Genomic DNA, 25,811 nt, shown 5'->3' with positions numbered 1-25,811 from the left:
AGACTGGTACGTCGGCTCCGGTTCACGCTCCGCATCCCGCGGCTGCGACCCGGCGCCCTCCCGGAACATAGGAGACACCTTGAAGCGCGACATCCACCCCGCGTACGTCGAGACGCAGGTCAGCTGCACCTGCGGCGCGTCGTTCACCACTCGCAGCACCATCGACTCCGGCGCCATCCGTGCCGAGGTCTGCTCCGAGTGCCACCCGTTCTACACGGGCAAGCAGAAGATCCTCGACACCGGTGGCCGTGTGGCCCGCTTCGAGGCCCGCTTCGGCAAGGCTGCCGCCGGCTCCAAGAAGTAGCGAGCCCCTTTTCGCCGGTCCACGGCCGTGCCCCCGCCGCGGGGTGCGCCGGGACCGGCGTTTTTGGTCGCCCGCCTTCCCCCACCCCAGCAGTACCGGCAGTACAGGAGCCGAAAGATGTTCGAGGCCGTCGAGGAACTCGTCGCCGAGCACGCCGACCTGGAGAAGCAGCTCGCCGACCCGTCGGTCCACGCCGACCAGGCCAACGCGCGCAAGCTCAACAAGCGCTACGCCGAGCTCACCCCGATCATCGCCGCGTACCGCTCCTGGAAGCAGACCGGCGACGACATCGACACCGCGCGCGAACTCGCCGCGGACGACCCCGACTTCGCGGCCGAGGTCAAGGAGCTGGAGCAGCAGCGCGAGGAGTTGACCGAGAAGCTGCGCCTCCTGCTCGTCCCGCGCGACCCCAGTGACGACAAGGACGTCATCCTGGAGATCAAGGCGGGCGCGGGCGGCGACGAGTCGGCCCTGTTCGCCGGCGACCTGCTGCGCATGTACCTGCGGTACGCCGAGCGGGTCGGCTGGAAGACCGAGATCATCGACGCCACCGAGTCCGAGCTGGGCGGCTACAAGGACGTCCAGGTCGCGGTGAAGACCCGCGGGCAGACCGAGCCCGGCCAGGGCGTGTGGGCCCGGCTGAAGTACGAGGGCGGGGTGCACCGCGTGCAGCGGGTGCCGGCCACCGAGTCCCAGGGCCGTATCCACACCTCCGCGGCCGGTGTGCTGGTCACCCCCGAGGCCGAGGAGGTGGACGTGGAGATCAACCCGGGCGACCTCCGCATCGACGTCTACCGGTCCTCCGGGCCCGGCGGCCAGTCCGTCAACACCACCGACTCCGCGGTGCGCATCACGCACCTGCCCACCGGAGTCGTCGCCTCCTGCCAGAACGAGAAGAGCCAGCTGCAGAACAAGGAGCAGGCGCTGCGTATCCTGCGCTCCAGGCTGCTCGCCATGGCGCAGGAGGAGGCGGAGCGGGAAGCCGCCGACGCCCGCCGCAGCCAGGTCCGCACCGTCGACCGCTCCGAGAAGATCCGCACCTACAACTTCCCGGAGAACCGCATCTCGGACCACCGCGTCGGGTTCAAGGCGTACAACCTGGACCAGGTACTGGACGGCGAACTGGACGCGGTGATCCAGGCCTGCGTCGACGCGGACTCGGCCGCCAAGCTCGCGGCCGCGTAAGACTCGTGCGCACGCGGGACGTGCGCACGTACGAGCACCAACGGAGGACCAGCGTGCAGCAAGAATCCGGGGGGCGGCCCCCGAGTCCCCGCAGCGTGCTGCTCGCGGAGGTGGCGCAGGCCACCCAGCGGCTGGCCGACGCGGGCGTCGACTCGCCGCGCACCGACGCGGAGGAACTCGCGGCGTTCGTGCACGGCGTCAAGCGGGGCCAGCTGCACACCGTGAAGGACGCCGACTTCGATGCCCGCTACTGGGAGGTCATCGCCCGGCGCGAGCAGCGCGAGCCGCTCCAGCACATCACCGGACGCGCCTACTTCCGGTACCTGGAACTCCAGGTCGGGCCCGGGGTGTTCGTGCCCCGGCCGGAGACCGAGTCCGTGGTCGGCTGGGCCATAGACGCCGTACGCGCCATGGACGTCGTCGAGCCGTGCATCGTCGACCTGTGCACCGGCTCGGGGGCCATCGCCCTCGCCCTCGCCCAGGAGGTGCCGCGTTCGCGTGTGCACGCCGTGGAGCTGAGCGAGGACGCCCTGAAGTGGACCCGCAAGAACACGGAGGGGTCCAGGGTCGACCTGCGCCAGGGCGACGCCCGGACGGCGTTCCCGGACCTGGACGGCCAGGTCGACCTCGTCATCTCCAACCCGCCGTACATCCCGCTCACCGAATGGGAGTACGTCGCACCCGAGGCCCGCGACTACGACCCGGAGCTGGCGTTGTTCTCCGGGGAGGACGGCCTCGACCTGATCCGCGGGATCGAGCGCACCGCGCACCGGCTGCTGCGGCCCGGGGGAGTCGTCGTCATCGAGCACGCCGACACCCAGGGCGGACAGGTGCCGTGGATCTTCACCGAGGAGCGGGGCTGGGCCGACGCCGCCGACCACCCCGACCTCAACAACCGGCCGCGGTTCGCCACCGCCCGCAAGGCGCTGCCGTGACCCCCATCAGCACTTCTAACCAGCAGTACGTGTACGAGGAGGTCCGCTGACAATGGCACGGCGATACGACACCAACGACGCCACCGATCGCGTGACGGGTCTGCGCGAGGCGGCGTCCGCCGTCCGCCGGGGCGAACTCGTGGTGCTGCCCACCGACACCGTGTACGGCATCGGCGCCGACGCGTTCTCCGCGGAGGCCGTGGCCGACCTGCTCGCCGCCAAGGGCCGGGGCCGCTCCATGCCCACCCCCGTCCTCATCGGCTCCCCGAACACGCTGCACGGTCTGGTCACGGACTTCTCCGAGATGGCCTGGGAACTCGTGGACGCCTTCTGGCCGGGCGCGCTGACGCTGGTCGCCCGGCACCAGCCGTCCCTCCAGTGGGACCTCGGGGACACCCGGGGCACGGTCGCCGTGCGGATGCCGCTGCACCCGGTCGCCATCGAACTGCTCACGGAGGTCGGCCCGATGGCCGTGTCGTCGGGGAACCTGACCGGCCATCCCGCGCCGGAGACCTGCGGTGCCGCGCAGGAGATGCTCGGCGACTCCGTCTCCGTCTACCTCGACGGCGGCCCGACCCCCGGCAACGTCCCGTCCTCCATCGTCGACGTCACCCGCAAGGTGCCCGTGCTGCTGCGCGAGGGCGCCCTGTCGCCGGAGGAGCTGCGCAAGGTGGTACCCGACCTCGAGGTGGCGAATTGACGGCCCCTGACGCGGGGCGTGGCATAGGCGACACCTTCCGCATCCTGCACGTCAGCACCGGCAACGTGTGCCGCTCGCCCATCACCGAGCGGCTGACCCGGCACTTCGTGGCGGACCGGCTCGGGGATCCGCGGGGCGGCGGGCTGATCGTGGAGAGCGCGGGCACCTGGGGTCACGAGGGCGCGCCGATGGAGGCCAACGCGGAGGCGGTGCTGGCCGACTTCGGCGCGGACGCCTCCGGCTTCACCGGCCGGGAACTGCTGGACGAGCACGTGATCCGTGCCGACCTGGTGCTCACCGCGACCCTCGACCACCGTGCCCAGGTCATCTCCATGGGCCACTCGGCAGGTCTGCGCACCTTCACGCTCAAGGAGTTCACCCGCCTGGTGAGGGCGATAGACCCGGCCACGCTGCCGCCGCTGGAGGACGGCGTGGTCGAACGCGCCCGCGCCCTGGTCCGTGCCGCCGCCGCTCTACGCGGGTGGCTCCTGGCCCCGACGGCCGAGGCCGACGAGGTCTACGACCCCTACGGTGCCCCCCTGACGTTCTTCCGCTCCGTCGGCGACGAGATACACCAGGCCCTGGACCCGGTGGTCACGGCCCTGACAGGCGTCCCGACCCGAGCCTGACACACCGGCCTCGCCGCCGACGGGTCTCGACGCGGGCCCCGCGGCCGGCCGCCGGCTCCGCCGCAGCCGCCCGGCCTCGGACCGGGTGTGCCCGCCCGAGTCCCGTAGACCCCCCGCGCGTGCGGGCCGGGAGGCCGTGTCGAGGCCGCGCACCGGATCCGGAGGCCGTGCCCCGGCCCGGAGGCCGTGTCCCGGCTCGGAGGCCGTGTCCCGGCTCGGAGGTCGTGTCCCGGCTCGGAGGTCGTGTCCCGGCTCGGAGGTCGTGTCCCGGCTCGGAGGCCGTGTCCCCGACGCGGCGTCGTGGCGGGGCTCCGAGAGTGATACCGAGCGGCGGACGCCCACGGGCCGGTGCGCCCCGGTCGCCCCTTCAGGGGCCCTGAGCCGGTGTGTACCGGATCGGCAGGCCCGCCGGCGGACCTGGAGTCGTCCACGAGCTCCCGGGCCGCCAGACGCCCGCGAACCGGCGCCGGAGCCGCCGTCGCCGTGAGCCGCGTCACCCCCCCACCGGCCGAGGCGGACCCACCGAACCTGCCGCACCCTGTCGGCCGCAGGGGTAGTCGTGACGGCGTAAGGAGCCGCGCGGGGTGGGGTGGGGCGGCCTACATTGGACGTACGTCAACGTCGACCGTCCGGAGCGCGACATGTCGGTCATCCCCGTTCTCGAGGCCGATCTCCTGCGGCGGCAGGACCCCGAACTGGCCGACGTCCTGCTCGGTGAGCTCGACCGGCAGTCGACGACGCTCCAGCTCATCGCGGCGGAGAACTTCACCTCGCCCGCGGTGCTCGCCACGCTCGGCTCGGTGCTGGCGAACAAGTACGCCGAGGGCTACCCGGGCGCCCGGCACCACGGCGGCTGCGAGATCGTCGACGTCGCCGAACGCCTCGCCGTGGCCCGGGCGAAGGCCCTGTTCGGCGCCGAACACGCCAACGTGCAGGCCCACTCGGGCTCCTCCGCGGTGCTCGCCGCCTACGCGGCGCTGCTGCGGCCCGGCGACACCGTGCTCGCCCTCGGCCTGCCCTACGGCGGGCACCTCACGCACGGCTCGCCCGCGAACTTCTCCGGCCGCTGGTTCGACTTCGTCGGCTACGGCGTCGACGCCGAGACCGGACTCATCGACCACCAGCAGGTCCGCACGCTCGCCCGCACCCACCGGCCCAAGGCGATCGTGTGCGGCTCCATCGCCTACCCGCGCCACATCGACTACGCCTTCTTCCGCACGGTCGCCGACGAGGTCGGCGCCTACCTGATCGCCGACGCGGCCCATCCCATCGGGCTCGTCGCCGGCAAGGCGGCGCCCAACCCCGTGCCGTACGCCGACGTGGTGTGCGCCACCACCCACAAGGTGCTGCGCGGGCCGCGCGGCGGGATGCTCCTGTGCGGCGGCGAGCTGGCCGAGCGCGTCGACCGCGCCGTCTTCCCCTTCACCCAGGGAGGCGCCCAGATGCACACCATTGCCGCCAAGGCCGTGGCGTTCGGCGAGGCCGCGACCCCGGCCTTCGCCGCCTACGCCCACCAGGTCGTCGCCAACGCGCGCGTCCTCGCCGCCCGGCTGGCCGCGGAGGGCCTTGCCGTCACCACCGGCGGCACGGACACCCACCTGATCACCGCCGACCCGGCGCCGCTCGGCGTCGAGGGACGCGCCGCGCGCGGACGACTGGCAGCCGCCGGTATCGTCCTCGACTGCTGCGCGCTGCCGCACGCCGACGGCCGCGGACTGCGCCTGGGCACCGCAGCGGTGACCACCCAGGGCATGGGCCAGCAGGAGATGGAGCGGATAGCCGTCCTGTTCGGCAAGGTGCTGCGCGGCGAGGTCGACGGGGCGAGCGCGCGTGAGGACGTGCGCGAACTCACTGGCCGGTTTCCGCCGTATCCCGGCTGAGACGGGGTGGCGGAACGGGCGTACAAACCCGTACACAGCCACACGTGCAACCATCGTCGCTACCCGGAAGTCCCCATACATATGCCTGCGTCGCTAGGGTGTGGGGCTGAGAAGGCCAGCGAGACCTGTGGGGAAGCCTGTGCGTGAATACCTGCTGACGCTCTGCATCACGGCCGCGGTGACGTATCTGCTGACAGGGCCGGTACGCAAGTTCGCGATCGTGGCGGGGGCGATGCCGGAGATCCGGGCACGTGACGTGCACCGGGAGCCCACTCCCCGGCTCGGCGGGATCGCCATGTTCTTCGGCCTGTGCGCGGGCCTGCTGGTCGCCGACCACCTCACCAACCTCAACGAGGTCTTCGAGAAGTCGAACGAGCCGCGCGCGCTGCTCTCCGGCGCCGCCCTGATCTGGCTGATCGGCGTCCTGGACGACAAGTTCGAGATTGACGCCCTGATCAAGCTGGGCGGCCAGATGATCGCCGCCGGTGTCATGGTGATGCAGGGTCTGACGATCCTGTGGCTGCCCGTGCCCGGCGTCGGCACGGTCGCGCTCACCCAGTGGCAGGGCACCCTGCTCACGGTCGCGCTGGTCGTCATCACCATCAACGCGGTCAACTTCGTCGACGGCCTCGACGGCCTGGCCTCCGGCATGGTGTGCATCGCGGCCGCTGCGTTCTTCATGTACGCCTACCGGATCTGGTACTCGTACGGCATCGAGGCCGCCGCCCCCGCGACCCTCTTCGCGGCCGTCCTCATGGGCATGTGCCTGGGCTTCCTGCCGCACAACATGCATCCCGCGCGGATCTTCATGGGCGACTCGGGGTCCATGCTCATCGGCCTGGTCCTGGCGGCCGGCGCGATCTCGGTGACCGGGCAGGTCGACCCGGACCTGATGAACCTGTTCACCGGCTCCGAGCGCAACTCCGTGCACCAGATGGTGCCGGTCTACATCCCGCTGCTGATGCCGCTGACGATCATCGCCATCCCGGCCGCCGACCTGGTGCTGGCCATCGTGCGGCGGACCTGGCACGGCCAGTCGCCGTTCGCCGCCGACCGCGGCCATCTGCACCACCGCCTGCTGGAGATCGGCCACTCGCACAGCCGGGCCGTGCTGATCATGTACTTCTGGTCGGCCCTGATCGGCTTCGGCGCGCTCTCCTACTCGGTCAAGTCGGCGTCCATGTGGATCGTGCTGAGCATCGTGGCCCTCAGCTTCATCGGCCTGGTGCTGCTCCTGCTGCCCCGCTTCACCCCGCGCGCCCCGCGCTGGGCCGAGCGGTTCGTGCCGCCGCGCTACCGGCGCCGTCGCGTGGGCGCGGCCCCGGACGCCGCCACGCCCGCGGCGACGCCGTCCGCGCCCCATGAGGAGCCCCAGGAGGAGTCCCGGGAGCACACGGAGGCGTCCGCGGCAGCGGAGAGCCCGGCGCCGGGGGAGACGCCCGTGGCGGCGGGCGTGGGGGTCCGTGCCGGCGCGACCGGTGCGGCCGGTGTCAACGGAGCGACCGCCGTGGGAGCCCGTTCGCGCGTCCTGGACGGGCGGAAAGCCGGAACGTCGCGCTGACGGGCGTCAAGGTAAGAATCTGACTAAGGCGTTGCCAACCCGTGGGGCGTCAAATTCCCCCAATACCGGGCGAATGGGTCTGGATTTTGCACAGAAGTGCGGCTGTACTCTCACGTGTGAGGGTCAGCACACCCGCGAGGTAAAGACCTCATCAAATAGTTTGTGATACCGTTCACGAGTATCCCGGAGAGCCGAAGGGCCACAGTGCGAAGGTCCTGGTGGGGCCGAGGTTTTCCCCCTCGGCACCGGGACTACGCTCGTCCCATGACGACGCCCTGCCCCCTGTGAATGCGGAGTTGCCGCGATGCCGTCCAATGACGCCCGGATCCTGGCCGAGGCCGCTGTGCCCACAGCCGCCGTCGGTGTGGTCGCCGCCGTCATCAGTGGCGTGGTCGCCGGTGGCAAAGGGACGATCGGTGCGGTCGTCGCGACCGTGGTCGTGATCCTGTTCATGGGGCTCGGCCTCTACGTCCTGCAGCGCACCGCCAAATCGCTTCCGCATCTCTTCCAGGCGATGGGCCTGATGCTCTACGCGGCCCAGATCCTGCTGCTGTTCGTCTTCCTGGCCGCGTTCAAGCACACGACGCTGTTCAACCCCAAGGCCTTCGCCTTCACGCTGCTCGCCGCCACGCTGGTATGGATCGCGGCGCAGACGCGGGCCCACATGAAGTCCAAGATCCTCTACGTCGAGCCCGACTCGGCTCCGTCCACGGCCGGCCAGAAGTCCGAAAAGACGGAGCGCTCGTCGTGAGCGGTAGGGCCGGGATAAAGACGCATGAGAGATCCTGCTATCGTCCGGTGCCAACTGCGGCATCGCGGGCGCGGGCATCCGAGCTGACGCCTGTTCGATCGCGAGGCGAGATGCCCCACTGCCGCCCCCACATCCGTAATACCAGTCCCGTGCCGAACCGCGGCAGCGCGCCGCGCCGACACAACGAGGTTGCCGTACCTATGCGCCATGCTGAAGGAGCCCGCGGTGAGTGCTGACCCGACGCAGGTGCTCGCCTTCGAGACCGACTGCCACATCTTCGCCGGCTGTGGCTTCCCCGCTCCGGGCCTGCACTCGTTCCTGTTCGAGCCCCTCTGGGGCAACGCGGACAGCAACCTGTACTTCAACAAGCCGATGCTGCTGGCGCTGCTCGGCTCCATCATCGTCATCGGGTTCTTCTGGACCGCCTTCCGTAAGCCGACGGTCGTGCCGGGCAAGCTCCAGATGGTCGCCGAGGCGGGCTACGACTTCATCCGGCGCGGTGTCGTCTACGAGACGATCGGCAAGAAGGAAGGCGAGAAGTACGTCCCGCTCGTCGTCTCCCTGTTCTTCTTCATCTGGATGATGAACCTCTGGTCGATCGTCCCGGTCGCCCAGTTCCCGGTGACCTCGATCATCGCGTACCCGATCGTGCTGGCCCTGATCGTCTACGTCCTGTGGGTCTCGCTGACCTTCAAGCGGCACGGTTTCGTGGGCTTCTTCAAGAACGTGACGGGCTACGACAAGTCGCTGGGCCCGGTGCTGCCGCTGGCCATGCTCATCGAGTTCTTCTCGAACCTGCTGGTCCGGCCCTTCACCCACGCGGTCCGGCTCTTCGCGAACATGTTCGCGGGCCACACGCTGCTGCTGCTCTTCACGATCGCCAGCTGGTACCTGCTCAACGGCATCGGCATCGCCTACGCGGGCGTCAGCTTCGTCATGACGATCGTGATGACGGCCTTCGAGCTCTTCATCCAGGCACTGCAGGCGTACGTCTTCGTCCTCCTGACGTGCACGTACATCCAGGGCGCGCTCGCCGAGCACCACTGAGCGTCCCGCAGAGCAACCCCCTGATCGTCCGGTGGCCAACCCCCACCGGTCCGTAAAGAAAAGGAAGAACTGGCATGTCCCAGACCCTTGCCGCTGTTTCCGGCTCGCTCGGCTCCGTCGGTTACGGCCTCGCTGCCATCGGTCCCGGCGTCGGCGTCGGCATCATCTTCGGTAACGGCACCCAGGCCCTGGCCCGCCAGCCCGAGGCCGCCGGCCTGATCCGCGCCAACCAGATCCTCGGCTTCGCCTTCTGTGAGGCGCTCGCCCTCATCGGTCTGGTCATGCCGTTCGTCTACGGCACCTGATTCGCCGATCAGCGAAAGCCCCCTAGACGAAAGGCAATGACATGAGCCAGCTGCTCATTCTGGCGGCCGAGACGGAGAACCCCCTCGTCCCGCCGATTCCCGAGCTCGTCATCGGCCTGCTCGCCTTCGTCATCGTCTTCGGTTTCCTCGCGAAGAAGCTCCTCCCGAACATCAACAAGGTTCTGGAGGAGCGCCGCGAGGCCATCGAGGGCGGTATCGAGAAGGCCGAGGCCGCTCAGACCGAGGCCCAGAGCGTTCTTGAGCAGTACAAGGCTCAGCTCGCCGAGGCCCGCCACGAGGCCGCGCGCCTGCGCCAGGAGGCGCAGGAGCAGGGCGCCACGCTCATCGCCGAGATGCGGGCCGAGGGCCAGCGTCAGCGCGAGGAGATCGTCGCCGCCGGCCACGCCCAGATCGAGGCCGACCGCAAGGCCGCCGCGTCCGCCCTGCGGCAGGACGTCGGCACGCTGGCCACCGAGCTGGCCGGCAAGCTCGTCGGCGAGTCCCTCGAGGACCACGCCCGGCAGAGCCGTGTGATCGACCGCTTCCTCGACGGCCTCGACGAAGCCGCTTCGAAGGCCGAGGCGACTCGATGACCATGCACGGAGCCAGCCGTGAGGCACTGACCGCCGCACGTACGCGTCTGGACGCGCTGACGGACTCCACCTCCGTGGACGCCGCGCAGCTCGCCGACGAGCTGGCGGCCGTCACCGCGCTGCTCCACCGCGAGGTCGGCCTGCGTCGGGTCCTGACCGACCCGGCGCAGTCCGGCGAGGCCAAGGCCACGCTGGTGCAGCGCCTGCTCGGCGGGCAGATCGGCGGCACCGCCGTCGACCTGGTGTCGGGCCTGGTGCGTTCCCGCTGGTCGCAGCCCCGCGACCTGGTCGACACGCTCGAGGAACTGGCGGACACCGCCGACCTCACCGCGGCCCAGCGGAACGGCACGCTCGACAGCGTCGAGGACGAACTGTTCCGCTTCGGTCGGATCGTCTCCTCCAGTACCGGGCTGCGCGCGGCGCTGACCGACCGCGCCGCGACCGCCTCGGCCAAGAAGGAGCTGCTGCGCCGGCTGCTCGGCGGCCGCACGGCCGCGACCACCGAGCGTCTGGTGACGCGCCTTGTGACCGCGCCGCGGGGACGTAGCCTGGAAGCGGGACTGGAGTCCCTGACCAAGCTCGCCGCCGACCGTCGCAACCGCATGGTCGCCGTCGTCACCTCGGCGGTCCCGCTGAGCGACCCGCAGAAGCAGCGCCTCGGCGCGGCCCTCGCCAAGCTCTACGGCCGTCAGATGCACCTCAACCTCGACGTGGACCCCGACGTCCTCGGCGGGATGCGGGTGCAGGTCGGCGACGAGGTCATCAACGGCTCCCTCGCGGACCGGCTCGAGGACGCCTCCCGCCGCATGGCGAGCTAGCAGTAACTCAACACGCAAGACGTACACGACGGCCCTGGTTGGGCCGTGCAGAGGATTCACCTCTTACTGGGGGGAGTCCCGAACTCGTGGAACACCCCCCAAGTGAAACTTCGGGCCCAACAAGGAGAGCAGGGAACCCAGATGGCGGAGCTCACGATCCGGCCGGAGGAGATCCGGGACGCGCTGGAGAACTTCGTCCAGTCGTACAAGCCGGACGCGGCCTCGCGCGAGGAGGTCGGTACGGTCACCCTTGCCGGCGACGGCATCGCGAAGGTCGAGGGCCTTCCCTCGGCCATGGCCAACGAGCTGCTGAAGTTCGAGGACGGCACCCTCGGCCTCGCCCTCAACCTCGAGGAGCGCGAGATCGGTGCCATCGTCCTCGGTGAGTTCAGCGGCATCGAGGAGGGCCAGCCGGTGCAGCGCACCGGTGAGGTGCTCTCGGTCGCGGTCGGCGAGGGCTACCTCGGCCGTGTCGTCGACCCGCTCGGCAACCCGATCGACGGCCTCGGCGAGATCGAGACCGAGGGCCGCCGCGCCCTCGAACTGCAGGCCCCCACGGTCATGCAGCGCAAGTCGGTGCACGAGCCGATGGAGACGGGCTACAAGGCCGTCGACGCCATGACCCCGATCGGCCGCGGTCAGCGTCAGCTGATCATCGGCGACCGCCAGACCGGCAAGACCGCCCTGGCCGTCGACACGATCATCAACCAGCGCGACAACTGGCGCACCGGCGACCCGAACAAGCAGGTCCGCTGCATCTACGTCGCCATCGGCCAGAAGGGCTCCACCATCGCGTCGGTCCGGCGCTCGCTGGAGGAGAACGGCGCGCTGGAGTACACGACCATCGTGGCCGCCCCGGCGTCCGACCCGGCCGGCTTCAAGTACCTGGCGCCGTACACCGGTTCCGCCATCGGTCAGCACTGGATGTACCAGGGCAAGCACGTCCTGATCATCTTCGACGACCTGTCGAAGCAGGCCGACGCCTACCGCGCCGTGTCGCTGCTGCTGCGCCGTCCGCCGGGCCGTGAGGCCTACCCGGGCGACGTCTTCTACCTGCACTCCCGTCTGCTGGAGCGCTGCGCGAAGCTGTCCGACGACATGGGCAAGGGCTCGATGACCGGTCTGCCGATCGTCGAGACCAAGGCCAACGACGTCTCGGCGTTCATCCCGACCAACGTCATCTCCATCACCGACGGCCAGTGCTTCCTGGAGTCGGACCTGTTCAACGCCGGTCAGCGCCCCGCGCTGAACGTCGGTATCTCCGTCTCCCGAGTCGGTGGTTCCGCGCAGCACAAGGCGATGAAGCAGGTCTCCGGCCGACTGCGCGTGGACCTGGCCCAGTTCCGTGAGCTGGAGGCGTTCGCCGCCTTCGGTTCGGACCTGGACGCGGCCTCCAAGGCCCAGCTGGAGCGCGGTCAGCGCATGGTCGAGCTGCTGAAGCAGGACCAGTACCAGCCGATGGCCACCGAGGACCAGGTCGTCTCCGTCTGGGCCGGTACCACCGGCAAGATGGACGAGGTGCCGGTCGCCGACATCCGCCGCTTCGAGAAGGAGCTCCTGGAGTACCTGCACCGCAAGGAGCAGGGCCTCATGACCTCCATCAAGGAGGGCGGCAAGATGTCCGACGACACGCTCCAGGCCGTCGCCGAGGCGATCGTCGAGTTCAAGAAGCAGTTCGAGACGGGCGACGGCAAGCTGCTCGGCGAGGACACCCCGGCCGCTGCCGCCAAGTGACGTAAGGAAGGGACCTGACTCATGGGAGCTCAGCTCCGGGTCTACAAGCGTCGCATCCGATCCGTCACCGCGACCAAGAAGATCACCAAGGCGATGGAGATGATCGCCGCCTCGCGCGTCGTCAAGGCGATGCGCAAGGTGTCGGCCTCCACGCCGTACGCGCAGGAACTGACCCGCGCGGTCACGGCGGTCGGAACCGGGTCCAACACCAAGCACCCGCTGACCACGGAGGCGGAGAACCCGACCCGCGCCGCGGTACTGCTCCTGACGAGCGACCGCGGCCTGGCCGGCGCCTTCAACTCCAACGCCATCAAGGCGGCGGAGCAGCTGACCGCGCGCCTCGAGCGCGAGGGCAAGCAGGTCGACGCCTACATCGTCGGCCGGCGTGGTGTGGCCCACTACAACTTCCGTGAGCGCACGATCGCTCAGTCGTGGACCGGCTTCACCGACGAGCCCTCGTACGCGGACGCCAAGACGGTGGCGGCCCCGCTGATCGAGGCCATCCAGCAGGACACCGAGGACGGCGGCGTGGACGAACTCCACATCGTCTACACGGAGTTCGTCTCGATGATGACGCAGACGGCGACCGACGCCCGGCTGCTGCCGCTGCGCCTCGAAGAGGTGTCGGAGGAGGCCGCGGCGAAGGACGAGATCCTCCCGCTGTACGACTTCGAGCCCTCGGCGGAGGACGTCCTCGACGCGCTGCTGCCGCGCTATGTGGAGAGCCGGATCTACAACGCGCTGCTCCAGTCGGCCGCTTCGAAGCACGCCGCCACGCGGCGCGCGATGAAGTCGGCCACCGACAACGCGGGCGAGCTGATCAACACGCTCGCGCGTCTTGCCAACGCGGCCCGCCAGGCCGAAATCACCCAGGAAATCAGCGAGATCGTCGGTGGCGCGAGCGCCCTGGCCGACGCGACCGCGGGGAGTGACAAGTAATGACCACCACTGTTGAGACGGCCACGGCGGCGGGCCGCGTCGCGCGGGTCATCGGCCCGGTCGTCGACGTGGAGTTCCCCGTCGACGCGATGCCGGACATCAATAACGCCCTTCACGTCCAGGTCGCCGACCCGGCCAACGCGGGCGAGCAGAAGACGCTGACGCTCGAGGTCGCCCAGCACCTCGGTGACGGCATCGTCCGCACGATCTCCATGCAGCCCACCGACGGTCTGGTCCGCCAGTCCCCGGTGACGGACACCGGCGCGCCGATCTCCGTCCCGGTCGGCGACTTCACCAAGGGCAAGGTGTTCAACACCCTCGGTGAGGTGCTGAACGTCGACGCGAAGTACGACGGTGAGCGCTGGGCGATCCACCGCAAGGCGCCGAACTTCGACGAGCTCGAGTCGAAGACCGAGATGTTCGAGACCGGCGTCAAGGTCATCGACCTGCTGACCCCGTACGTCAAGGGCGGCAAGATCGGTCTGTTCGGCGGCGCCGGCGTCGGCAAGACGGTGCTCATCCAGGAGATGATCTACCGCGTCGCCAACAACCACGACGGTGTCTCCGTGTTCGCCGGTGTCGGCGAGCGCACCCGTGAGGGCAACGACCTCATCGACGAGATGAGCGAGTCGGGCGTCATCGACAAGACCGCCCTGGTCTTCGGTCAGATGGACGAGCCCCCGGGCACCCGTCTGCGCGTCGCGCTGGCCGGCCTGACCATGGCCGAGTACTTCCGTGACGTCCAGAAGCAGGACGTGCTGTTCTTCATCGACAACATCTTCCGCTTCACGCAGGCCGGTTCCGAGGTCTCCACGCTGCTCGGCCGTATGCCCTCCGCGGTGGGTTACCAGCCGAACCTGGCCGACGAGATGGGTCTCCTCCAGGAGCGCATCACCTCGACCCGCGGTCACTCGATCACCTCGATGCAGGCGATCTACGTCCCCGCGGACGACCTGACCGACCCGGCCCCGGCCACCACCTTCGCCCACCTCGACGCGACGACGGTTCTGTCCCGTCCGATCTCGGAGAAGGGCATCTACCCGGCCGTGGACCCGCTGGACTCCACGTCCCGGATCCTGGACCCCCGCTACATCGCGGCGGACCACTACAACGCGGCCATGCGCGTGAAGAACATCCTGCAGAAGTACAAGGACCTGCAGGACATCATCGCGATCCTCGGCATCGACGAGCTCGGCGAGGAGGACAAGATCGTCGTCCACCGTGCCCGTCGCGTGGAGCGCTTCCTGTCCCAGAACACCCACGTCGCCAAGCAGTTCACCGGTGTGGACGGCTCGGACGTGCCGCTGGACGAGTCGATCGCGGCGTTCAACGCGATCTGCGACGGCGAGTACGACCACTTCCCCGAGCAGGCGTTCTTCATGTGCGGTGGTATCGAGGACCTGAAGAAGAACGCGAAGGAGCTGGGCGTCTCCTGAGCATCCAGCTCACCTGAGGGGGCGGGGTACGTCCCGCCCCCTCTCCCACGCCCCTTAGAATTGACCCCAACACCCGGCAGTCCCGCCGGGTGGTGACCCGAGGAGCCACTCTTGGCTGCTGAGCTGCACGTCGAGCTGGTCGCTGCCGACCGCCAGGTCTGGTCCGGCGAGGCCACCCTGGTCGTCGCGCGCACCACGTCCGGCGACATCGGCGTCATGCCCGGTCACCAGCCGCTGCTCGGTGTGCTGGAGTCGGGCCCGGTGACCATCCGTACGAGTGAAGGTGCGACGGTCGTCGCCGCGGTGCACGGCGGTTTCATCTCGTTCGCGGACGGCAAGCTGTCGCTGCTGGCGGAGATCGCCGAACTCTCCGACGAGATCGACGTCCAGCGCACCGAGCGGGAGCTCGAACGCGCGAAGGCGGAGGGCGACGCTCATGCCGAGCGTCGCGCGGAGGTCCGACTGCGCGCGGCGACCGCGAGCTGAACCAGCCAGCCGTGTGATGACGTCACTCAGCCGCGGCCGGTACCGGAGCAATCCGGAACCGGCCGCGGCTGAGGTGAATGTGGGTGTTTTTTCCGTTCCATTACCTAGGAGACGAGGAGGTCGGTGTCGATGGTCCTCGCTCTGACTGTGTGCGGGCTGGTGGTCTTGCTCGTGGTGGTGGGACTGTTCGTCTTCGGCCTGCGCCGCAGGCTTATCCAGCGCTCCGGCGGCACCTTCGACTGCAGCCTGCGCTGGGACGTACCGGAGAAGACCGACACCAGCGGCAAGGGCTGGAGCTACGGCGTGGCCCGCTACAACGGCGACCGCGTCGAGTGGTTCCGCGTCTTCTCCTACGCCCTGCGGCCCCGCCGTACCCTGGAACGGGCGTCCATCGAGGTGGCAGGCCGCCGGCTGCCCGAGGGCGAGGAGGAACTCGCCCTGCTCTCCGACGCGGTCGTCCTCACCTGCCTGCACCGCGGCACCCGGCTGGAACTCGCGATGAGCGAGGACGCGCTGACCGGTTTTCTCGCCTGGCTGGAGGCGGCGCCGCCCGGGCAGAGGGTGAACGTCGCGTAGTACGACGGAAGAGCTCCCCCGGACGTGGATCCGGGGGAGCTCTTCCGGTCTCGGGGGCCGGTGGGCCCCTACGACAGACCGCTGTTGATGGCGTTCACCAGTTCGCCGTTGCTGGTGTCACCGCTGAACTCCCAGAAGAAGGCACCGCCCAGTCCCTGCTGCTTCGCCCAGGACATCTTCGTGCCGATGGTGGCCGGGGTGTCGTAGGACCACCAGTTGTTGCCGCACTTGGCGTAGGCGGTGCCGGCGATGGTGCCGGTGGCCGGGCAGGACGTCTTGAGCACCTTGTAGTCCTCGATGCCCTGCTCGTACGTGCCGTTCGCCGGGCCCGTGGCCGTGCCGCCCGGGGCGGCCTGGGTGACCCCGGTCCAGCCGCGGCCGTACAGGCCGATGCCGATGAGCAGCTTGCTCGCCGGGACGCCCTTGGACTTGTACTTGGCCATCGCGTCGGCCGTGGTGAAGCCGGCCTGCGGGATGCCGTCGTACGAGGTGAGCGGGGAGTGCGGGGCGGTGGGGCCCTGCGCGTCCCAGGCGCCGAAGAAGTCGTACGTCATCACGTTGTACCAGTCGAGGTACTGCGCGGCCCCGCCGTAGTCGGCGGCGTCGACCTTGCCGCCGGAGGTGCCGTCGGCGGAGACGGCCGCCGTGACCAGGGCGCCGTTGCCGAACTTGGCGCGCAGCGCGGCCGCCACGTTCTTGATGGCCGCGGAACCGCTGGTGTCACAGGTCAGACCGCAGGCGTTCGGGTACTCCCAGTCGATGTCGATGCCGTCGAACACGTCGGCCCAGCGGGAGTCCTTCACCAGGTCGTAGCAGGACTGGGCGAAGGCGGTCGGGTTCTTGGCCGCGTCCGCGAAGCCGCCGGACCAGGTCCAGCCGCCGAAGGACCACAGCACCTTGATGTTCGGGTACTTGGCCTTGAGCTGGCGCAGCTGGTTGAAGTTGCCGCGCAGCGGCTGGTCCCAGGTGTCGGCGACGCCGCTGACCGACTGGTCGGCGGTGAACGCCTTGTCGTAGTCGGCGTAGGAGTCGCCGATCGCGCACTTGCCGCCGGTGACGTTGCCGAAGGCGTAGTTGATGTGCGTGATCTTCGACGCGGAGCCGGAGGTCACGATGTCCTTGACGTTGTAGTTGCGGCCGTAGATGCCCCACTCGGTGAAGTACCCGAGCCGCACCTTGCTCCCGGGCGGGGGAGTGCCGCCGCCGTTGTCGCCGCCGCCGTTGTCGCCGCCGGTGGTGCGCACGGCGACCGAGCCGCTGACCGGGCCGGTCTGGTCGGCGGTGTCGCGGGCCTGGACGCTGTAGGAGTAGTCGGTGCCGGCGGTCAGTCCGGTGTCCGTGTACGAGGTCGTCGTCACGGTCGCGACCGTCCTGCCGTCACGCAGCACGTCGTAGTTCTTGATGCCCTTGTCGTCGGTGGCCGCGCCCCAGGTGAGCTTCACCGAGGTGTCGGTGATGTTCGAGGCGGTCGGGGTGCCCGGGGCGGAGGGCGGGTTGTCGCCGGGTACGGTGCTGCCGCCGTCACAACTGCCGCCGTTGAGCTTGCAGTTGCTCGGGGAGCCGGCGCCGGCGCCGTTGAAGCCGAAGGAGACGGAGGCGCCCGGGGCGAGGGTGCCGTTGTAGGACTTGTTCTTGGCGGTCCAGTGGGTGCCGGAGCTGGTCACGTCCGCGTCCCAGGCGGAGGTGACGGAGGTCCCGGAGGGGAAGTCCCACTCGATGGTCCACGAACTGATGGCGGCGGAGCCGGAGTTGGTCACCGTCCACTTGCCCTCGAAGCCGGTGCCCCAGTCCTGGGTCTTGGCGTAGGTGGCGGTGGCCGTTGTCGCGGCCTGGGCGGAGCCCGCGAGGCCGACCAGGCCGGCCAGCGGGAGCAGCAGGGTCGCGAACCCGGCCGCGGCTCTGTGTCTGAAGCGCATACCGCGCCTCCTCTTTTGATGTCGCCTGCGGGGCGCTGCGGCCACCCCTTCGGCGGTGGGGGTTGTGGTCGGGAGCGTGGCTGAGCCATCACGCCCACCGGTGCCGCGAGAATAGAAAGGTCTGGACCACGGGTCAATAGGTCTGGACCACTAGTCCTCCTTGCTCCTCAGATCCCCAACTCCTGTGTGAGGACGGCCGCTTGCACTCGGCTGCGCAGCCCCAGCTTGCTCAGCAGGCGGCTGACGTGGGTCTTCACGGTGCCTTCCGCGAGGTCCAGGCGGCGCGCGATCCCGGCGTTGGACAGCCCCTCGCCCAGACACGACAGCACCTCGCGCTCCCGCGGGGTGAGGGTGCCCAGCGAGGCCGGCGCCGCCTTCGCCTCCCGTGCCGGACCGGCGGCGAACTCGGCGATCAGTCGCCGGGTGACGGCGGGCGCGACGATCCCCTCCCCGCGTGCCACCGTGCGCACCGCCTCCACCAGTTCCCGCGCCTCGGCGCTCTTGAGCAGGAACCCGGCCGCTCCCGCGCGCAGCGCCCCGAAGACGTACTCGTCGAAGTCGAAGGTGGTCAGCACGAGGACGTCCGCCAACTGCTCCGCCACCACCTGCCGGGTCGCCGACACCCCGTCCAGGCGCGGCATCTGGACATCCATCAGCACCACGTCGGGGCGCAGCTCGCGGGCCAGCGCCACCGCCTGCTCGCCGTCCGCCGCCTCGCCGGCCACCTCGATGCCGGCCGCGCCGCGCAGGATCAGCACCAGCCCGGCGCGGACTGCGGACTGGTCCTCGGCGACGAGGACACGGATCATGCGGGTTCTCCTTCGCCGTCGCCCAGGGGGAGGGTGGCACGGACGGTCCAGACGGCGCCCTCGGGACCGGCCGCGAACGTGCCACCGAGCAGTGCGGCCCGCTCCCGCATCCCGATCAGGCCAGCACCGGAGCCCGGAGCGCGCGGGCCGCCCCGGTGGCCGTAGGGGCTGGTGACCCGCACCTCCAGCGCGCCGTCGTCATCCGAGTGCCTTGGCGGCCCCGGAGGTGCGCCCCTGGCCAGCGTGACGGTGACGGGGCCCGGCGCCGCGTGCTTGAGCGCGTTGGTCAGCGACTCCTGCACGATCCGGTACGCCGCCAGCTCCACCGGCGTCGGAACCTTGTCGTGGCGGGCGTCGAGCGTGACCTCGAGCCCGTTGCCGCGGGCGGCCTCGGCCAGCGCCTCGAGACCGTCCAGGGTCGGCGCGGCGGCAGGGGGGTGCTCGTCCCCGCTGTCGCGCAGGACGCCGATCAGCCGCCGCATCTCCGCCAGCCCCTCGACACTGTTCTCCCGGATCACGGTGAGCGCGTGCCGCGAGGTCTCCGGGTCGTCGATGGACAGTGCGGCCGTGGAGTGGATGGCGATCGCGGACAGGTGGTTGGCGACCAGGTCGTGCAACTCCCGGGCCATACGGGCACGTTCGGCGACAACGGCCTGGGTGCGGTCCGTCTCGGCGAGCAGTGCGGTCTGTTCGGCGCGCAGCCGGGCGGCCTCGGCGGCCTCGCGGTGGTTGCGCACGACCCAGCCGGTGCTCGCGGGCGCGAGCGCCACCACACCGACGCCCACGCCGACCAGCAGGCCCTGGGGAGTGCGCCAGAGCGCGGCGGGCACCACACCGCCGATCACGGTGAGCAGCCCGGTCACCCAGGGCAGGCGGCGGGCGGAGGCCGGGGTGCCGTACAGGACGGCCGCGTACATGAGGTCCGTGAACATCACGACCGTCACCACGCTGCCCCGCGTCAGGGTGTCCGCGGCCAGCGCGGCCGTGCCGATCAGCACAGCCGCCCCGGGCCGGGTGCGGCGCATGAGCTCGCAGCCCGCCGTCACCGCGAGCGGCACCATGACGACCCAGCGCTGCGGCCACAGCACCAGGCCGTCCGCGCTCTCGCGGGGACCCAGACCGATGGCCCACAGCAGCAGCCCGCCGAGCAGCCCGCCCAGCGCGATCCGCACGTCGTCCCGGTGCGGGCGGGGCAGTCGTACGGCCATGGGTCCATCCAACACGGCCCGGCGCCCTGCCGCCTGATACCCGGGGAGCATCTCGACTACATCGAAGGATGCAGTCGCGGTTCGTCACTGCCGACGACGGACCGGACGCGATCCCCCGGAATCCTGAGAGCGGGGACCGAGGGGAGCAACCGTGATCGTCGCACTGGTCGTCGCCTGCGAGGTGGGCTTCTGGGTATTGCTGGCGCTGGGCCTGGCCGCCCGCTACCTCCTGCGGTGGCGCCGCACCGGCCTGGCCCTGCTGCTGGGCGAGCCGCTGCTGGAGGTGGTGCTGTTCGTCGCCACGGCCCTGGACCTGAGGAACGGTGCGGAGCCCGGCTGGGAGCACGGCCTGGCAGCCCTGTACATCGGTTTCACGGTCGGCTACGGCCACTACACCGTCCGCCGACTCGACGCCCACGCGACCCACCGGCTGGCCGGCGGTCCGCGCCCCGAGAAGCCGCCCCGCCACGGCCTGGCCCGGGCCCGCTACGAGGGCGGCCTCTGGCTGCGCACCCTCCTCGCGTCGTGTGTCGCCCTCGCCCTGCTCCAGGCGGCGATCCTGTACGTCGGCGACGCGTCCGCCACCGAGCCGCTCAGGTCCTGGCAGGGGACCACGCTGCGCATCGCCGGGATCCACGGGCTGATCGCGCTGTCGTACCTGCTCTTCCCCAAGAAGGCGCCGGCCGGGTCGGCCGGCCCGGGCGAGGAGCGCACGGACGGGGAGCGCACACCGGCCGGACGGTGAGCGGGCGAGGGGCGCCTCGGCGGGAAGGAACGCTCAGCGTTCGCCGCCCGGTACCCACAGCACGTCCCCGGAGGCCTTGTTGGCCGTGCGCGCCAGGATGAACAACAGGTCCGACAGCCGGTTGAGGTAGGTCGCGGTGAGCGGGTTCATCGTCTCGCCGTGCACCTCCAGGGCGGCCCAGGTCGAGCGCTCCGCCCGGCGGACCACCGTGCACGCCTGGTGGAGCAGGGCCGCGCCCGGCGTCCCGCCGGGGAGGATGAAGGAGCGGAGCTTGTCGAGCTCGGCGTTGAAGAGGTCGCAGTCCGCCTCCAGCCGGTCGACGTAGAACTGCTCGACCCGCAGCGGCGGGAACTCCGGGTTCTCCACCACCGGCGTGCACAGGTCCGCACCCACGTCGAACAGGTCGTTCTGCACCCGGGTGAGGACCTTGACGACGTCGTCGCCGAGACCGCCCAGCGCGACCGCCGTGCCGATCGCCGCGTTCGCCTCGTTGGCGTCGGCGTACGCCGAGATCCGCAGGTCGGTCTTGGCGACCCTGCTCATGTCGCCGAGGGCGGTGGTGCCCTTGTCGCCGGTGCGGGTGTAGATACGCGTCAGGTTGACCATGAGGCCAATCTAGACGTTCCCGCGACGGCCGCGACGCGGCGTTTGCGCGGTGGTGCCAACCCGCCCCGAGCGGGGAGGATTTCGTGGCCGGGTCCGCTGCCCCGGACGTGACCGGCGTCTCACGCCCTGAGACAGTGACACGCATTACTTAAGGGTCTCAAGGACCCGGGTGAGCGCTAGTGTCCGCACAGGAGCCATGCGTAAGCAGCGGGTGAACGCCGGCGCTCACGCAGTCGTCGCGCAGTCGTTTCGAAGGGGAGTCGTCAGTGGCACGGAAGCTCGCCGTCATCGGGGCCGGCCTCATGGGGTCGGGCATCGCCCAGGTCTCCGCGCAGGCGGGCTGGGACGTCGTCCTGCGGGACGTCACCGACGAGGCACTCAGGCGTGGCACGGACGGCATCAAGGCCTCGTTCGACAAGTTCGTCGCCAAGGGAAGGCTGGAGGCGAAGGACGCCGACGCCGCCCTCGCCCGCATCACCGCGACCACCGACCTGGACGCGGCCGCCGACGCGGACGTCGTGGTCGAGGCCGTCTTCGAGAAGATCGAGGTCAAGCACGAGATCTTCCGCACCCTGGACAAGCTCGTCCGCGAGGACACCGTGCTCGCCTCCAACACCTCCGCCATCCCGATCACCAAGATCGCGGCCGTCACGGAGCGCCCGGAGCGGGTCGTCGGCGTGCACTTCTTCTCGCCGGTGCCGATGATGCAGCTCGTCGAGCTGGTCCGCGGCTACAAGACCAGCGACGAAACCCTCGCCCGGGCACGGGAGTTCGCCGAGTCCGTGGGCAAGACCTGCATCGTGGTCAACCGGGACGTGGCCGGCTTCGTGACCACCCGGCTCATCTCGGCGCTCGTGGTCGAGGCGACGAAGCTCTACGAGTCGGGCGTGGCCACCGCCGAGGACATCGACCTCGCCTGCAAGCTCGGCTTCGGTCACGCCATGGGCCCGCTCGCGACCGCGGACCTGACCGGCGTCGACATCCTGCTGCACGCCGCCGACAACATCTACACCGAGACCCAGGACGAGAAGTTCGCGCCGCCGGAGCTGATGCGCCGGATGGTTGACGCCGGTGACATCGGGCGCAAGAGCGGGCAGGGCTTCTACAAGCACTGAGACCGCACAGGGGCCACGGGGGTCACCCTCCTGGGTGAATTCGGTATCGGTTCGCTTACAAGCAGCAACCAGACCGCCGCGGAAGCAGTCAGAGGTTGCACAGCCACCGCCACGGAGTACGCCACAGCATTCACGGGGAGCGCATATGCACATCAGGGGCGACCACGCCGAGCTGGTCGTCGGCGGCCGCCTCGACGTCCGCAGCGCGGCGGACGCCCGTACGGTCCTGCACTCGGCGGTCGACGACGGCGTCGGCGACCTGGTGCTCAACCTGTCCGAGCTCGACTCCTGGGACGCCACGGGCCTCGGCGTGATCATGGGCGTCCACCGCCGGGCCGGCCGCTGCGGCAGGCGGCTGGTGCTGCGCGACGTGCCGCCGCAGATGCAGCGCCTGCTGGTGGCCACCCGGCTGCACCGCATCCTCGCCATCGAGGGCGGCATCGGCGTCGACTCCCTGCCCCGCGTCTAGACCGGTCCGCACGGGCCCGGCCCGAACAGGTGTGAAACCGGGCGACGGGGGAGACCCGGGCGCACGTCGGCGAACCGTACGTGGCGCGCAATCCTCATGAGACCGTGACGTCTCGGGCCGGACGGTACCCCGGCCTGTCGTGGATACTGGCCGAAGGTTTAGGGTTCGGTCGCCCGCAGCTCAGCAACCCTCGAGCGGGCCCGGACCAGAAGCGACAGCGCGGTGTGCGGCAAGGCCGGGAGGGGCCGGTCGTGACCGGCACACGACGCTTTTGGGGGGCTTGGAACCTTATGGACCCGAACACCCGGGAACCCGAGGACATGGGCCACGGCGGCGACGGCCACGTGCCGAGCCGGCGCCCACCCAGGGATTCCCTCGCATCCGACTTCGTCCAGCACGCGCCCGCACCGGCCCGCACGGTGCAGCTCGTCTCGGGCGACTTCCTGCTCACCGTCAACCCCGTGGACGGCAGCGAGATCGAGGTCTGCCCGCCCGGGGAGCAACCCGACCGGCCGCGCAAGTACACACCGGCCGAACGCGCCGAGCACGACCGCGGGGCCAGGCCGCCCGTCCTGCCCGGTCCCGCCCCGTCCGCGCAGGCGCTGCTGGAGCGCCAGGACATGCGCGAGCAGCTGGTGCGGCTGCTCGCCCGCGGCCGCTCCGTACGCCTGACAGGGCCGGGCGGCTCCGGCCGTACCAGCCTGCTCGACCTCGTCGCCGACGACTGCGCGGACCTCGCCCCCGACGGCGTCGTCCGCCTCAGCGGTTACCGCCGCACCGCGAGCGACCTGCTGTACGACCTCTTCCAGGCCGTGTACACCGCGCCGCGGTACCGGCCCGACCGGGACGAACTCCTCGAGCACGTCCGGGAGGTCGGCGCGGTCGTCGTGGTGGACGACATCGAGTTCGGCGGCGGCGCGCTCGACGAGCTGATCGACGCCACCCCCGAATGCGCCTTCCTGATCGGCGCGGCCCCGGACGTGCCCGCGCCGTCCGCCGAGTCGGAGATCGAGGAGGTCCTCCTCAGCGGCCTGGACCGGGCCGGCGGAGTCGAACTCATCGAGCGCGCCGTCGGCCGTGTACTCACCGAGGAGGAGGCCAACTGGGCCGGGGACCTCTGGTTCGAGTCCGAGGGCCTGCCGCTGCGCTTCGTGCAGGCCGGCGCCCTGCTGAGCCAGCACGACCACCTGCGGGCCGGCACCAGCGCCGTCGAGGAGTTCGGCGTCTTCCAGGACGCGCCGCCCGTGGAGTCCGTCCTGGACGGGGACGACGGCGACGACGTGCCCCTGCCGTCGCTCGGCGAGGCCGCCGCGCCCGCGCCCCTGCTCGCCTCCCGGCTGAGCACCTCCGCGCGCGCCGCACTGCGGTTCGCCGTCGCGCTCGGCGGTGAGGTGCCCCACCAGTCGCACCTGCCGGCGCTGGTCGGCGACACCCACGCCGACGCCGCGCTCGGCGAGCTCGCGAGCTGCGGCCTGATCTCCCCGGCCGGCTCCCGCCACCGGCTCGCCGCCGGTGTGCTGACCCAGCTGGAGGCCGCCGGATACGGCGAGGACGCCGAGGAACAGGCGCTCACCGCGGCCCGCCACTACGCCTGGTGGGCCGGCCACCCCTCGGTCACCCCGGAGCGGGTGTGCGCCGAGGCGGACGCCGTGCTCGCCGCGCTGGCCGTGCTGGTGCCGCTCACCACGCCGTCGGCCGGGGGCGAGGAGAGCACGGCCGTACGGCTCGCCCGTGCCGCGGCCCCCGCGTTCGCCGCGGGCCTCGACTGGAACGCCTGGGCCCGGGCGCTGCGGTACGGCACCGAGGCCTCCCGGCTCGCCGGGGAGGTCGCCGAACAGGCCTACTTCCACCACGAGTTGGGCATCGATGCACTCTGCGACGGCCGGCTGGACCGGGCCCGTGCCGAGCTGGAGGCCTCCATCGGGCTGCGCGGCGCGCTCGCCGACAAGCGCGGCACGGTCGCCGGACGCCGCGCCCTGGCCCTGGTCGCCGACCTCTCCGGTACGGCACCGGGCCTCGCCGCGACGGCGGGCGAGGAGGTGCCGGAGGCCCGCACCGAGGAGTCGGCGTCCCCGCCGGGTGGGGTGGCCGTACCCGTCGCGGCGTTCCCGTCGTTCGACGGGGACGCCTCCACACTGGTCACCCACCAGAAGCCGGTCCCGGGTCCGCCGTCCACCCCGGCCAGGCACCGCGTCGGCCTCAAGGGGCTGGCCCGGCGCAACCTCGTGGCGGCCGGCGCCGGCGCGCTGCTCGCGGCCGTCCTCGGCACCGTGGTGACGCTCGGCGCCACCTCCCAGAACGGCGCCGACACCCCCTCCGACAACGTCAACCCGTCCGCCGGCCAGGGCGTCGACGACGGCGGCCTGAGTGCCGACACGCCGCAGCAGGACGGTGGCGGGGCAGGCGGCACCGGCACGGTGGCCGGCACTCCGAAGGATCCGGGCCACGACGGCACCACCGGTGCGTCCGAGGACCCGGTGCCGGGCGGCGCCGAGCCGTCGGAGAGCCACGTGCCGTCGGGCGACGGCACGTCCTCGGACTCCTCGGCCAAGCCCCCGAAGCCGTCGGGGTCCGCCGACTCCTCGGGCGGCGGCACCGGCGGGAAGGCCGGGGGGTCGACCGGCGGGAACTCCGGGAGTTCCGGGGGCTCCGGGAACTCCACGGGCGGCGGCACGCAGGGCGGAAACGGCGGAGGCCCGTCCGGCGGGGGCACCGGAGGCGAACCCACGAGCGGCGGCGGCTCCTCCTCCGGCGGCTCCGGCGACCCCACGGGTGGGAGTACGGGAGACCCCGGCGGTGAGCCCTCGGGCGGGACCACCACCGGCCCCACCGGCGGCACCGACTCCGGCTCGTCCGGGGAGCCGAGCGGCGGCACCTCCGCGCCGACGTCCGGCCTCTCGGCCGCCCCGTCGGCCGACGCCTCGGAGAGCGGCACGGCTCCGGCGCCGTCCGACCCGGCGACGGTCGCCTGACACGCCCTGACGCACGAAGAACCGGGGGGGGGGGGGGGGGGGGGGGGGGGAAAAAGACACCCCACACCCCCCCACGTCCCCCCCGCCCTCCC

General features: G+C 70.9%; 25 protein-coding genes. 21 read left to right on the top strand and 4 right to left on the bottom strand.

The window, feature by feature from the left end; all coding sequences use genetic code 11:
* Window positions 1-79 precede the first annotated feature (79 nt).
* From rpmE to ACTYVM_RS14065, 17 genes are all read left to right on the top strand, one after another.
* Window positions 80-304 carry a 50S ribosomal protein L31 gene (rpmE, locus tag ACTYVM_RS14145; RefSeq protein ID WP_445526289.1) on the top strand — a complete coding sequence of 75 codons (225 nt, stop codon included), beginning with the start codon at window positions 80-82 and terminating at the stop codon, window positions 302-304.
* A gap of 117 nt (window positions 305-421) precedes the next feature.
* Window positions 422-1,489 (top strand): peptide chain release factor 1, encoded by a 1,068-nt coding sequence (gene prfA / locus ACTYVM_RS14140; protein ID WP_445526288.1) that lies wholly within the window; start codon window positions 422-424, stop codon window positions 1,487-1,489.
* A gap of 95 nt (window positions 1,490-1,584) precedes the next feature.
* Complete coding sequence (gene prmC, locus ACTYVM_RS14135) at window positions 1,585-2,424, top strand: peptide chain release factor N(5)-glutamine methyltransferase (protein ID WP_400029238.1); 840 nt, start codon at window positions 1,585-1,587, stop codon at window positions 2,422-2,424.
* A gap of 52 nt (window positions 2,425-2,476) precedes the next feature.
* Window positions 2,477-3,124: an L-threonylcarbamoyladenylate synthase gene (locus tag ACTYVM_RS14130; protein WP_400029146.1), complete on the top strand. Its 648-nt coding sequence runs from the start codon at window positions 2,477-2,479 to the stop codon at window positions 3,122-3,124.
* Window positions 3,121-3,753 carry an arsenate reductase/protein-tyrosine-phosphatase family protein gene (locus ACTYVM_RS14125; RefSeq protein WP_400029147.1) on the top strand — a complete coding sequence of 211 codons (633 nt, stop codon included), beginning with the start codon at window positions 3,121-3,123 and terminating at the stop codon, window positions 3,751-3,753. The genes ACTYVM_RS14130 and ACTYVM_RS14125 overlap by 4 nt, the downstream gene beginning before the upstream one ends.
* A gap of 641 nt (window positions 3,754-4,394) precedes the next feature.
* Window positions 4,395-5,633, top strand: a complete 1,239-nt coding sequence (gene glyA, locus ACTYVM_RS14120; RefSeq protein ID WP_445526287.1) for a serine hydroxymethyltransferase — start codon at window positions 4,395-4,397, stop codon at window positions 5,631-5,633.
* A gap of 139 nt (window positions 5,634-5,772) precedes the next feature.
* Complete coding sequence (locus ACTYVM_RS14115; RefSeq protein ID WP_445526286.1) at window positions 5,773-7,194, top strand: MraY family glycosyltransferase; 1,422 nt, start codon at window positions 5,773-5,775, stop codon at window positions 7,192-7,194.
* A 304-nt stretch (window positions 7,195-7,498) separates the two neighbouring features.
* Complete coding sequence (locus ACTYVM_RS14110; RefSeq protein ID WP_445526285.1) at window positions 7,499-7,945, top strand: Cg1360 family ATP-synthase-associated protein; 447 nt, start codon at window positions 7,499-7,501, stop codon at window positions 7,943-7,945.
* A gap of 225 nt (window positions 7,946-8,170) precedes the next feature.
* Window positions 8,171-8,992 (top strand): F0F1 ATP synthase subunit A, encoded by an 822-nt coding sequence (gene atpB, locus ACTYVM_RS14105; RefSeq protein ID WP_445526284.1) that lies wholly within the window; start codon window positions 8,171-8,173, stop codon window positions 8,990-8,992.
* A gap of 74 nt (window positions 8,993-9,066) precedes the next feature.
* Window positions 9,067-9,297 (top strand): ATP synthase F0 subunit C, encoded by a 231-nt coding sequence (gene atpE / locus ACTYVM_RS14100; RefSeq protein ID WP_073889576.1) that lies wholly within the window; start codon window positions 9,067-9,069, stop codon window positions 9,295-9,297.
* Between the two features lie 41 nt (window positions 9,298-9,338).
* On the top strand, window positions 9,339-9,890 hold the full coding sequence (locus tag ACTYVM_RS14095) for a F0F1 ATP synthase subunit B (protein WP_141358336.1): 552 nt from the start codon (window positions 9,339-9,341) through the stop codon (window positions 9,888-9,890).
* A gap of 2 nt (window positions 9,891-9,892) precedes the next feature.
* The gene (locus ACTYVM_RS14090; protein ID WP_445526433.1) at window positions 9,893-10,708 is read left to right on the top strand and encodes a F0F1 ATP synthase subunit delta; all 816 of its coding nucleotides are present in this window, start codon (window positions 9,893-9,895) and stop codon (window positions 10,706-10,708) included.
* A 141-nt stretch (window positions 10,709-10,849) separates the two neighbouring features.
* Window positions 10,850-12,442: a F0F1 ATP synthase subunit alpha gene (atpA, locus tag ACTYVM_RS14085; RefSeq protein ID WP_445526283.1), complete on the top strand. Its 1,593-nt coding sequence runs from the start codon at window positions 10,850-10,852 to the stop codon at window positions 12,440-12,442.
* A 21-nt stretch (window positions 12,443-12,463) separates the two neighbouring features.
* Window positions 12,464-13,381 carry a F0F1 ATP synthase subunit gamma gene (locus tag ACTYVM_RS14080; protein ID WP_445526282.1) on the top strand — a complete coding sequence of 306 codons (918 nt, stop codon included), beginning with the start codon at window positions 12,464-12,466 and terminating at the stop codon, window positions 13,379-13,381.
* Entirely contained in the window at window positions 13,381-14,817 is a 1,437-nt protein-coding gene (gene atpD / locus ACTYVM_RS14075) for a F0F1 ATP synthase subunit beta (RefSeq protein ID WP_445526281.1), read from the top strand. Before ACTYVM_RS14080 ends, atpD begins: the two co-directional genes overlap by 1 nt.
* 111 nt (window positions 14,818-14,928) lie before the next feature.
* Window positions 14,929-15,303: a F0F1 ATP synthase subunit epsilon gene (locus ACTYVM_RS14070; protein WP_445526280.1), complete on the top strand. Its 375-nt coding sequence runs from the start codon at window positions 14,929-14,931 to the stop codon at window positions 15,301-15,303.
* Window positions 15,304-15,432: 129 nt separating this feature from the next.
* Entirely contained in the window at window positions 15,433-15,879 is a 447-nt protein-coding gene (locus tag ACTYVM_RS14065) for a DUF2550 domain-containing protein (RefSeq protein ID WP_388483073.1), read from the top strand.
* Window positions 15,880-15,947: 68 nt separating this feature from the next.
* On the opposite strand, the gene ACTYVM_RS14060 is transcribed toward ACTYVM_RS14065, so the two are convergent.
* The 3 genes from ACTYVM_RS14060 to ACTYVM_RS14050 all read right to left on the bottom strand — a co-directional run bounded on the left by ACTYVM_RS14060 (window position 15,948) and on the right by ACTYVM_RS14050 (window position 19,812).
* Window positions 15,948-17,795 carry a glycosyl hydrolase family 18 protein gene (locus ACTYVM_RS14060; protein WP_445526279.1) on the bottom strand — a complete coding sequence of 616 codons (1,848 nt, stop codon included), beginning with the start codon at window positions 17,793-17,795 and terminating at the stop codon, window positions 15,948-15,950.
* 167 nt (window positions 17,796-17,962) lie between these two features.
* Window positions 17,963-18,604 carry a response regulator gene (locus tag ACTYVM_RS14055; protein ID WP_445526278.1) on the bottom strand — a complete coding sequence of 214 codons (642 nt, stop codon included), beginning with the start codon at window positions 18,602-18,604 and terminating at the stop codon, window positions 17,963-17,965.
* A complete protein-coding gene (locus tag ACTYVM_RS14050; protein WP_445526277.1) occupies window positions 18,601-19,812 on the bottom strand; it encodes a sensor histidine kinase in 1,212 nt (403 codons plus the stop codon). The genes ACTYVM_RS14055 and ACTYVM_RS14050 overlap by 4 nt, the downstream gene beginning before the upstream one ends.
* Before the next feature lie 151 nt (window positions 19,813-19,963).
* On the opposite strand from ACTYVM_RS14050, the gene ACTYVM_RS14045 reads away from it, so the two are divergent.
* Complete coding sequence (locus tag ACTYVM_RS14045) at window positions 19,964-20,557, top strand: hypothetical protein (protein WP_445526276.1); 594 nt, start codon at window positions 19,964-19,966, stop codon at window positions 20,555-20,557.
* 33 nt (window positions 20,558-20,590) lie between these two features.
* Here ACTYVM_RS14045 and ACTYVM_RS14040 read toward each other — a convergent pair whose 3' ends face one another.
* Window positions 20,591-21,163 (bottom strand): cob(I)yrinic acid a,c-diamide adenosyltransferase, encoded by a 573-nt coding sequence (locus ACTYVM_RS14040; RefSeq protein WP_445526275.1) that lies wholly within the window; start codon window positions 21,161-21,163, stop codon window positions 20,591-20,593.
* 266 nt (window positions 21,164-21,429) lie between these two features.
* Between ACTYVM_RS14040 and ACTYVM_RS14035 the strand changes: the two genes are divergently transcribed.
* The 3 genes from ACTYVM_RS14035 to ACTYVM_RS14025 all read left to right on the top strand — a co-directional run bounded on the left by ACTYVM_RS14035 (window position 21,430) and on the right by ACTYVM_RS14025 (window position 25,719).
* On the top strand, window positions 21,430-22,278 hold the full coding sequence (locus ACTYVM_RS14035; RefSeq protein WP_445526274.1) for a 3-hydroxyacyl-CoA dehydrogenase family protein: 849 nt from the start codon (window positions 21,430-21,432) through the stop codon (window positions 22,276-22,278).
* 145 nt (window positions 22,279-22,423) lie between these two features.
* Complete coding sequence (locus ACTYVM_RS14030) at window positions 22,424-22,747, top strand: STAS domain-containing protein (protein WP_400029163.1); 324 nt, start codon at window positions 22,424-22,426, stop codon at window positions 22,745-22,747.
* Between the two features lie 290 nt (window positions 22,748-23,037).
* On the top strand, window positions 23,038-25,719 hold the full coding sequence (locus ACTYVM_RS14025; protein WP_445526273.1) for an ATP-binding protein: 2,682 nt from the start codon (window positions 23,038-23,040) through the stop codon (window positions 25,717-25,719).
* Window positions 25,720-25,811 lie beyond the last annotated feature (92 nt).

Source organism: Streptomyces cyslabdanicus (genome assembly GCF_052663305.1).
Note: the sequence above shows the minus strand (reverse complement) of the source record. Positions and strands in the feature narration are given on the sequence as shown.